Source organism: Paenibacillus sp. FJAT-27812 (assembly GCF_001273905.1).
In the GTDB taxonomy this organism is placed as follows: domain Bacteria; phylum Bacillota; class Bacilli; order Paenibacillales; family Paenibacillaceae; genus Pristimantibacillus.
Window position 1 is genome coordinate 4,479,529 of record NZ_LIGH01000001.1, and the last position, 9,695, is coordinate 4,489,223.

The window sequence follows — 9,695 nt, forward strand, 5'->3', positions numbered from 1 at the left end:
TAATTCATATTACAGCTTTTGTTTTGCTTCTTCCTTATTTCATTGTTGATGTCACGAGCAGCTCTATTTCGTTAAGCAGTAATTTATTCATGCTTCTGACAATGGGATTTCAAATGGGTTACTTTTTTCTGCTGCCGATCGTTTACCGCAAAGGCGAGATGTCGCAAATGTACCCGATTATGCGCGGCACGGGAGCTCTGCTTGTCCCACTTTTCAGCGTATGGATCTATAACGAATCGTTATCGGCTCTCGGATGGATCGGCGTAGGCTGCATCGTGCTAGGATTGTTTGCTATAAGCGGATTTTTGAAGAAGCAGCATGGGTCAGCGATAAGTTTGCGAAATATTTTTCCCGCACTCATGGTCGGTTTATGTATTACGGGTTACGTCATGACAGATAAAATGGTGCTTCAATCATTGTCTCCGCTGTCTATCATTGAGCTTAGCAACATCGCCTATGTCATCGTGTTAAGTCCTGCCGTGCTTCGCTCCAAGCAGATTAAACAGGAATGGCAGGTTAATAAACAAGCCATTTTATGGGGGACGATCCTATCGCCCGGTTCCTACTTGCTGTTTCTCTATGCGATGAATCTTGCGCCGTTGTCACATCTGGCTCCCATTCGCGAGATTGGCACGGTGTTCGGAACGATGCTCGGCATTTTTCTGCTGAAGGAGTCGAATGGCTTGAAACGGATTTTGCTGTCAGCGGTCATTACGATGGGCGTCATTATGATTGGAATGTGGGGAAGCCCTTAAAGCTTGCATAAGAGGAGAGATGGATAATGGGGAAAATAGAAAGAGTGTTTATTATTGGCTGGGACGGCGCGGGAAACTTTGTTCGTGCTGCCCATACGCCAAATTTGGATCGATTAATAAGCAGCGGGACTTTCGCTTTCAATGCGCAAACCGTATCGCCAACGATTAGCGCACAGTGCTGGGGAGCGCTTCTGCACGGTGTAGGTCCGGATAAACATGGTTTAACGAATGAAAGAGCAAGTGAATTTACGTACCCTGACGATTCCATGTATCCTTCTATCTTCAGAATCGTCCACAATGGCATTCCTGATGCCAAAATGGCAGCGTTTAGCGTTTGGAATCCGATTAATCATGGCATTATTGAATCGTCTATCGGGGTGCATAAGGTAGCCATGAACGACCGCGAGCTTCCGCTGGCGGCAGCGGCTTACATTCGGGAAAATCCTGATTTGAAGCTGATGTTTATCGGCTTGGATCTGCCCGATGCAGCGGGGCACCAATACGGCTACAACACCCCCGAGCAGCTGCAGGCAATCGAAGAGACGGACGCACATACGGGAATCATTTTGCGAGCTATTGAAGAATCGGGTATTTTTGAAGATAGCTTGATCATCGTTGTCTCCGATCATGGGGGAGGAGGGGAGCATCCTCAGCAGCATGGCAGTGATCATCCGTCTGACAAAACGATATTTTGGGGCTGCGCCGGTCCGGGAATACAGCAGGGCGCCTCTCTTCAAGGAGACTTCTTCATTACAGACACTGCGGAAGTCGTTATCCGCGCACTTGGGCTTGATACGCCGGATAATTGGGAAGCAAAGCTGCCGGAAGGCCTATTTCAAGTGTGATCCCTCTAAGGAGGAGCAAAAAAGAGCAATAAGGATGCGCGATTTCAAATAGTGGCAATGGAAACAGGATGTATGTTTTTAAAATGCATCCTTTTTGCTGTCTGCATTTATTTATGGTCAACGGGAGCTGCGTTTTCTGGACGTTTTCTGGCGTGAAGCTGCTGCAGCTCGTGAATTTAGCTTCGCTTTTTTATTTTTTGATCTTACTCTGCTGCTAGGTACGCCTGATAAGAAAGCTTTTGTACCGAATAATGAGCCTACCATTTTAAAGGCTGGGCGAATCTGCTGAAAGATGCCGAAAAACTGTTGGACTTTTCCCATCATGGACATGATTCCGTCGAAGCCGCCAACCCGGGCAAGCATGGATCTGTCGCCTCCAGATGCAGGAAAGGACGGAGAATCTTCAGATGGGTTAAAATCATTTAACGGCTCGCTTTCGGCAGGCAGAATTGCATTGGTCCGGATTCTTTTTATTCTTTTCACTTCGTATCACTATCCTTTGCTCAATAATAATGAAGCCAATGACAACCTATTAGTTGTTGAAAGAATGACTCGCTAATCCCCATATGCCATTCTATTTTGGAGTACACTGTAAATTATGCATGGAATGTCTGCTATGATTGGATATTTGTTACCAAGACTAATAATCTATGTGATTCGCCTATGTATATTTAAGATGATGATAACCTTCCTCGAACGCAAAAAACCCATAAAATGGGTCTCTTGTTCAGTTTATATTTTAAATGTGATATGGAAGATCAGCCGTTGATTAACAGCAACCGCCATAATCGCCGACATGTTGTTTATCGTTGTTTTTTTCATCCTTTTTGTCTTCTCTTTTTTCATCGTTTCTCTCATTCCGGCTGCCTACTCCGCAACTGCAAGCGATAATGACCAACAAAATAAAAAGAACTAAAATGGTACTTGTTTGATTAAACATGGTTCCATTCACCTCCTATTGATTTGAGCTCTCTATAAGTTATGCCAGACTATCAAGCTATGTTTGTATGTTTGTTACGGGAACAATTTTACAAGGTTATTAGTCTCGAAGCACTTAGCTGCGTTGAAACGAAATGCTTGCAACATAACTTGGCGCGTTTGCGTTATTTAGGCAAAAAGGAGTATGAACATTAATTTTAGAGGTGATGATGTGCTTTTAAAGTGGTTGTTGGGCCTGTAATGGCAGCATCATTAAGAGAAGCCGCATGGAATGAGCTGTCCAGTGGAGAGAAGGAATCTTTGATTAACGATTGGAGGCAAGCCGAGGTGAAGAAGGCAAAATGGAATGAAGTTCCTCTAGTGCTTGGCCCGATTGGCATTTATATAGACTCTTCAAATAACCAAGCGGTGGGGTACGATGAAAGAGAGTGATTAACCATTATGATTTATTTTATCCCCTTTTAAGGTGGATTTAACTTCAAAGGTCACTCTGCTTTTCGAAAAAGCAGCGCAATTTTATATGACAGACAAAGTAGGAATAGAAAACCGATCCAAGCGCTGCTTGGATCGGTGCAAAAATGGCTGATCATTTATAGCGTAACAGGCTGCTTTTGTTCCATCGAACGATAACCCGCAAGCGCAACACTCGTTGAACGCATACCGTCTTCGCCTGTGATCGGGACGGGTTGGCCGTGTAGGATAGCCTTAACGAACGCTTGAATCAAGTGGAAATCCATATTGTCTCCCCAATAATTCCATTGTCCTTTGCCGTTTTGTTGGGCGTACAGCTCGTTAATTTGGGCAAGGCCGTCAATGGATATGACACCGCTCGTACCTATAATTTGCATCGTGACATCCCCCCATGTCGGGAATGGCGGCGTTCTTGACCAGCTCGTATCGATTACCCCAAAAACGCCATTTGCAAATTTCATATGCAGCATGCCGGTGTCGTCTACATCCAGATTATCCTTGAATAAGGTGGCCGCATAGGCGTATACCTCTGTTGGCTCTGAACCGGTAAACCAATTCATCAGATCCATCACATGTACGGTATGATCCAGCAGGGCGCCGCCCCCGGAGAGCTTCGGATCTACGAACCAGCCGCCTGGCGCAGTACCGCGGTTCGTTCCTTTAATGGCGACGATGCTGCCGATTTCTCCCCGTTCAATCGCTTTCTTTGCTTGTGCGACCGCAGCTAAATAACGGCAAGGAAAGGCGGTCATCAGCTGTACCTGATTGTCGCGGCATGCCTTGATCATCGCCAACATTTCATCGTTCTGAATGCCTAGCGGTTTTTCGCATAGCACGTGCTTGCCTCTTCTGGCAGCTTCGATCGTAATCTCGGCATGAAACACATTTTCCGAGCAAATGACGACAGCATCTACTTCTTGGTCCAGCAGCTGGCGATAATCGTTGAAATAAGGCAGTTTATGCTCGGCAACGAGAGCGCTCACCCTGCTCTCTACCGGATCGGCAATGCCAACCAGCTCGACTTCGGCAAGCGTCCGCAATGCCTCAAAGTACGAATAGGCATGGCCATGCGCAAAGCTGATCATACCCACTTTAAGCTTCTTCATCTTGTATTCCTCCCTCACGATTAGAGTTGAACGGGTTTGCCGGTACGCGCGCTCTCAAGCGCGGCATAGGCTATTTCAAGCGCTTTATAGGCATCCTTCGCCGTTACGATTGCTTCTGATCCGTCCCGAATGCAGCGGATAAAATGCTCGATCTCAAGCTCATAAGGGCTCTTGAATGCAGGGCTCTCTGGGATGGCTACGGTTGGGGCTGACGTTCCATTAGCGTGCTTGTGGATTTGAAGCGAGCTGCTCTTTAAGCTGTTCGCCATGACAACGCCGGCATTACCGGCAATTTCCGCCTTCGTATGAAAGGGCCCGGGAAAGCCCCAATTCGCTTCGACGTTTGCAATGGCGCCACTTTCGAATTGCAGCGTTACTAGCGCGTATTCCAGCTGCTCATTTTGCGATAACATGGCGTATACCGTTTTGACTTCTCCTAGCGTCCATCTCAGGAAATCCAGATCGTGGATCATCAAATCGACGATTACGCCGCCGCTTCTTGCACGGTCTTTGTACCAAGGCTTGGCATCGCCCGGATGGGAGCCAGCTCGGCTGGCATGGGCAACGCAAGCTCGGCCAATTGCTCCGCTGTCCAGCGATTGCTTCAAGCTCACATATTCCGGGAAAAACCGGACCACATGTCCGATGAACAAGCGGACACCGTTATTCTCGCAGCATTTCATCATCTCGTCTGCATCTTCGAGCGAGAGGGCCATCGGCTTCTCGCAAATGACATGTTTTCTTGCCTTTGCAGCTAAGAGAGTATATTCTTTGTGTAAATAACTAGGCAGCGTAATGCTGATTACATCGAATTCAGCATTTGCCAGCATCTGCTCGAAGGAATAAAAGGCAGGAGCGCCTGTTTGCTCGGACAGCTTGTCGGCTTGATCCGTCTGCAGGTCGCATACACCGGTTAATTCAACGCCTTCCAGCTTTGTGTAAGCGTCTGCATGGACATGTCCTAGACCGCCGCATCCTAATACAACAACTTTCATGATCCATCTCCTTGTATCGTTGATAGGTTATCTGCTCTAAATGATACACAGCAGGAGGAAGGATCGTATATGCGAATTTTCATTCAATTTGTATCCATATTCAATCTATTAATTTGGCGGAGGAGAATATATGGACAGCTTTCAAGAGCCCATTCACTATCAGAATCCACAGCTTTGCATTAAGGTTTGGAAGTTTACCCATTCGGGAAATGAACATTTTGGCTACCAGCCTTGGCATTATCATAAGGAAATAGAGTTCATCCTCGTGCTCGAAGGCGTTCATGAAATGCATACGCCAACGGCAGCCTACAAGCTGCACCCGGGTGACGTGATGGTAATCGGCTCCTCCCAGCTCCATAAATCACGGGTGCACCCCGGGAAACATGTAACCTATATCGTGCTCCACGTCGATCTGGAGCCGTATTTTGATCCGGCGATGATGCATTATACGCGGCATTTCATGGAGATTATGAACCCGCTGGACGATCTAAACTACCTATTCAGCAAGTATCCCCATGTGCAGGAAGAGGTAGGCGCTATTTTGCTTTATATCCATGAGGAAGTGATGCAGAAAAAGAAAGGCTACGAGATCGCCGTCAGTATGCATATTAAACATCTTCTTCTAGTGCTGCTGCGCAATGACGATCTGCTGCTGCTGTCCGCGCATGAGTATGTGGATGCGGATTTCTTGCGCCCCGTTATTGCCTACGTCGAGAACAATCTTGGCGAGAAGATTGAAATGGCGGAGGTTAGCCGGTTAGCAGGGATGAGCTATGTATACTTTTCAAAATATTTCAAGAAAAAAATGGGGCTTTCATTTACGGAGTTTGTTAACCGCAAGCGGATATTAAAAGCTAAACGAATGCTAGTGACCGACAACAAAAGCATTACGAGCATCGCAGCGGCGGTAGGGATGGAAAATATGGCTCATTTCTATGAGTTGTTCAAACGGTTTAACCATTGCACGCCAAAGCAATTTAAAGAGAATATGAAAGTAAAAGGACGGAAATAAACCTTGATGGCTTCAAGGTTTATTTTTTTGCGGCAACGTCCATATGGAAGTGCCTCCGAAAATGTTTCGAAATTGCAGTCAATTCAAAGGAAGGAATAAGACTAAATAGCTAGTTTTATTCCGAATGGTTAGGACTTTACAATTGAATGGGATTCGTTATAATAAAATCAACGAAAGCGGTTTCGTAAATAGATTTATACATGGAGAAGACGAATAAGAATCGCTGAACATTTTTTTCAAGCGAAATGTAAGCGTTTTATTTCTACTCAAGCCGCTGTCGTGATGATCGTGTCAAGAAGGGAGAGGATAATCGAATAAGTGCTGCCCCTACATTCAAATTTTAAGGAGGGTATTTCATTGAAATTTTCGCTGCGTTTATGTTTAGTTGTTTTTGTCCTATTCAGTATGCTTCCTTCAGTCGGCTTTTCGTTCTCGGGCGAGGTGCCGCTCGGCTCTGGCAGCTATTCAACCGTACTGCCGCCTGGCGCAGCGGACGTGCAATCGCAAATATACAAGACGGCTAACGTGACGGGAAAAATGCCCACGAACGACTGGTGGAGCAGCTTGGCATGGACACCATACTCAAACGGACAGTATCCACACCCGCTTGCGATGAAGCATCAAAGCGACGGCATGCGGATATTTAATCCGAGCGACCGCATTACAGCAAATACAGCCTGTATTTGCGGATGGATGAATGATATTCATGACTTCACCATAGGAAATAGCGGCTCGGCTACGTTTCCCGATGCCAAAGTGGACAACTTCAGCGACTGGTTCGTAAGCGCGCTTTATCAAAACGGCGGCAGCTCGATCAAAGCCAGCTACGGACACGGTTCACCATATGTGTACTTTACCTACACGGGCGGCAATCCGGTGCTTAAGTTTTATACGCCTCCGACCGTATGGTCAGGCAATGCAAACTCTGCGGTGCTTGGCGTTACCATCGAAGGCGCGCATTATGCTTTGTTCGGCCCAACAGGAAGCACGTGGTCGGGCATTGGAACAAACAACCTTACCAACAATCTGAACGGTAAAAATTATTTTTCGATAGCGGCACTCCCCGATCATTCACCTGCAACGCTCACGAAGTTCCAGCAGTACGCCTACTCTCACGTAACCGACACAAAAATGAATTATGCCTATAACTCTTCTAACAGCAACGTCACAACCACCTATACATACACGACCACTGCAAAAGAAGGCTCGCAGACAGGCACGATCTTTGCGCTCTATCCGCATCAATGGAAAAACACGTCCCAATCTCTTTTATCCTACACGTATAACTCTGTCCGCGGCGCGATGAAGACAGCTGTGGGAACCTCATTTACAACAACGATGAAGTTTACGGGCGTACTTCCGGCGCTCCCTGACAAAGGCACCTATAACAAAACGACGCTTGGCGGATATATTAACGAGGAAGAGGCACTGACCTATACAGGCGGAAACGATACGTACTGGCTAGGGAAGCGGCTTGGAAAGCTGGCGACCTTGGCGCCGATCGCAGACCAGGTCGGCGATGCGACGGCTTCGGCTCAATTCCGCAATGAAATCAAATCCCGCCTGCAGAACTATTTGAAGGCTAGCGACAGCAGCGGCAACTTAAAGAGCAGCAACTTATTTTATTACAACAGCAATTGGGGATCGCTGATTGGTTATCCGGCGAGCTTCGGCAGCGATTCCGAACTGAATGACCATCATTTCCACTACGGCTATTATATTAAAGCGGCCGCTGAAATCGCGCGTACCGACAAGACATGGGCGGCAAGCTGGGGTCCGATGGTTGAATTGTTAATCCGCGATATGGCAAGCTGGGACCGCAACGATCCGATGTTCCCGTATTTGCGCAACTTTGACCCGTATGCAGGCCATTCCTGGGCGGCGGGCCACGCGAAATTTGATGACGGCAACAACAATGAATCCTCCTCCGAGGCAATGAACGCTTGGACCGGGTTAATTCTATGGGGAGAAGCTACAGGCAATACGACAATCCGTGATCTTGGCATTTATCTGTACACGACCGAAATGAACGCGATTAACGATTATTGGTTTGATGTGCAGGATAATACGCATCCGGCCGGCTACACGCCATCTGTCGTTACGATGGTCTGGGGCGGAAAAGGAGCGAATGGCACTTGGTTTACCGCGAATCCAGAGCAGGTGCACGGCATTAACTGGCTGCCGATTACGGCAGGCTCGTTGTACTTAACGCATTACCCGAATTATGCGAATAAAAACTATGCAGCTCTGGTCAGTGAGAACGGGGGCACCAATTGGGATGCTTGGCGGGATTTAGTATGGATGTACCGAGCCATCTCGAATCCGGCAGATGCCAAAAATCAATTCAACGCAGGCATAGGCTCCATGGCAACAGGTGCTGCTGAGGGAGCGGGCGGTCCAGAGACGGGCAACTCCAAAGCGAATGCGTACCATTGGATTTATAATCTGGATGCGATGGGGAACGCCGATCCTTCCGTGACGGCAAACTCGCCTACCGCTGCTGTATTTAACAAAAACGGCGTCAAAACCTATGTCGCCTACAACTTCACGAACGCGGCGAAAACAGTAACCTTCTCCGATGGAACCACGGTTTCAGTGCCTGCAAACAGCTTTAACACCGGCAACGGCGGCGGTGGTGGCGGCGGCGATACAAGCGCACCTAGCACGCCGGTTAATTTAATCTCTACAGGCAAAACAGCCTCAAGCGTCTCGCTCTCTTGGAGTGCATCAACCGATAACGTTGGCGTGACGGGTTATGTTATCCAATATGCGGGAGGGACGCTGAACGCGCCCGGCACTTCGGCAACCGTTAGCGGACTCAGCGCGAATACGGCATACACCTTTACCGTCAAGGCGGTTGATGCCGCGGGCAATCAGTCCGGCGCGAGCAGCGCGGTAACGGTTACGACGGACGCAGCCGGCGGAGGAGGCGTGACGACGCCGGACTACACGGCTGGCGTTGCGAAACTGAACGTTTCGCAAGCGAAGATTGCCTTCACGCCAACAACCAACGCGTTATATGTGGATGTGCATTATTTGGTTAACGGGGCTAATCAGCAAAACGTGCGGATGATAAAAAACGGTTCGACTTGGGAGCATACGGTTGACAGTCTCACTGCTGGCCAAGCGGTAAGCTATTGGTTCACTTATGAAAAATCAGGACCGCAGTATGATTCACCAACTTACACCTACACACATTAAAAGCTGAAAAATTTTGAGTAAAATGCTGTAATCGCGCCTTATGCTTTACTGAAATAGCTGGAAAATCTCCTGCTAATCATTCGATGAGAAGGGAGAAACGTGTATTTAGCTGGAAAATCTCCCGTTAAAAGAGGCGATTCCCCTCCAAATCGGACAAAATGAAAAGATTAACGGGAGAAAATCCATCTAACTTTTATTTTCACCCCGAATTGCTACAAATAACGGGAGCTTTCTCTTTAGCCCCCTAATTCCATTGGAGTCCGAATTGGAATCCATAGTACACTATGTATATGGATGAGGTGAGGGATAATGAGGAGAAAAAGACAAAGTGAAGCGTACAAAATGAAGGTAGTTGAGGAGGCCCTGCAAGG

At 47.5% G+C, this 9,695-nt stretch carries 9 protein-coding genes; 5 read left to right on the forward strand and 4 right to left on the reverse strand.

The genetic code is table 11. The features are described 5' to 3' along the window. Positions 1 to 89 precede the first annotated feature (89 nt). Both ADU23_RS18585 and ADU23_RS18590 read left to right on the forward strand, forming a co-directional pair. Positions 90 to 755: a DMT family transporter gene (locus ADU23_RS18585; protein WP_231637484.1), complete on the forward strand. Its 666-nt coding sequence runs from the start codon at positions 90 to 92 to the stop codon at positions 753 to 755. Positions 756 to 781: 26 nt separating this feature from the next. Then, positions 782 to 1,600 carry an alkaline phosphatase family protein gene (locus ADU23_RS18590; protein WP_053375094.1) on the forward strand — a complete coding sequence of 273 codons (819 nt, stop codon included), beginning with the start codon at positions 782 to 784 and terminating at the stop codon, positions 1,598 to 1,600. 117 nt (positions 1,601 to 1,717) lie between these two features. On the opposite strand, the gene ADU23_RS18595 is transcribed toward ADU23_RS18590, so the two are convergent. Both ADU23_RS18595 and ADU23_RS33245 read right to left on the reverse strand, forming a co-directional pair. Next, positions 1,718 to 2,083 carry a hypothetical protein gene (locus tag ADU23_RS18595; protein ID WP_053375095.1) on the reverse strand — a complete coding sequence of 122 codons (366 nt, stop codon included), beginning with the start codon at positions 2,081 to 2,083 and terminating at the stop codon, positions 1,718 to 1,720. A gap of 286 nt (positions 2,084 to 2,369) precedes the next feature. Next, complete coding sequence (locus tag ADU23_RS33245; protein ID WP_176707771.1) at positions 2,370 to 2,540, reverse strand: hypothetical protein; 171 nt, start codon at positions 2,538 to 2,540, stop codon at positions 2,370 to 2,372. Positions 2,541 to 2,779: 239 nt separating this feature from the next. Here ADU23_RS33245 and ADU23_RS18600 point away from each other — a divergent pair, with 239 nt between their 5' ends. Further along, positions 2,780 to 2,971, forward strand: coding sequence for a hypothetical protein (locus ADU23_RS18600; protein ID WP_053375096.1), 192 nt, complete (start codon positions 2,780 to 2,782; stop codon positions 2,969 to 2,971). 158 nt (positions 2,972 to 3,129) lie between these two features. On the opposite strand, the gene ADU23_RS18605 is transcribed toward ADU23_RS18600, so the two are convergent. Together ADU23_RS18605 and ADU23_RS18610 are read right to left on the reverse strand one after the other, a co-directional pair. Continuing rightward, positions 3,130 to 4,116 carry a Gfo/Idh/MocA family protein gene (locus tag ADU23_RS18605; RefSeq protein ID WP_053375097.1) on the reverse strand — a complete coding sequence of 329 codons (987 nt, stop codon included), beginning with the start codon at positions 4,114 to 4,116 and terminating at the stop codon, positions 3,130 to 3,132. Positions 4,117 to 4,136: 20 nt separating this feature from the next. After that, complete coding sequence (locus ADU23_RS18610) at positions 4,137 to 5,111, reverse strand: Gfo/Idh/MocA family protein (RefSeq protein ID WP_053375098.1); 975 nt, start codon at positions 5,109 to 5,111, stop codon at positions 4,137 to 4,139. A gap of 130 nt (positions 5,112 to 5,241) precedes the next feature. Between ADU23_RS18610 and ADU23_RS18615 the strand changes: the two genes are divergently transcribed. Both ADU23_RS18615 and ADU23_RS18620 read left to right on the forward strand, forming a co-directional pair. After that, positions 5,242 to 6,123 (forward strand): helix-turn-helix domain-containing protein, encoded by an 882-nt coding sequence (locus ADU23_RS18615; protein ID WP_053375099.1) that lies wholly within the window; start codon positions 5,242 to 5,244, stop codon positions 6,121 to 6,123. A gap of 405 nt (positions 6,124 to 6,528) precedes the next feature. Next, on the forward strand, positions 6,529 to 9,324 hold the full coding sequence (locus ADU23_RS18620) for a glycosyl hydrolase (protein ID WP_053377712.1): 2,796 nt from the start codon (positions 6,529 to 6,531) through the stop codon (positions 9,322 to 9,324). Positions 9,325 to 9,695: the final 371 nt, after the last annotated feature.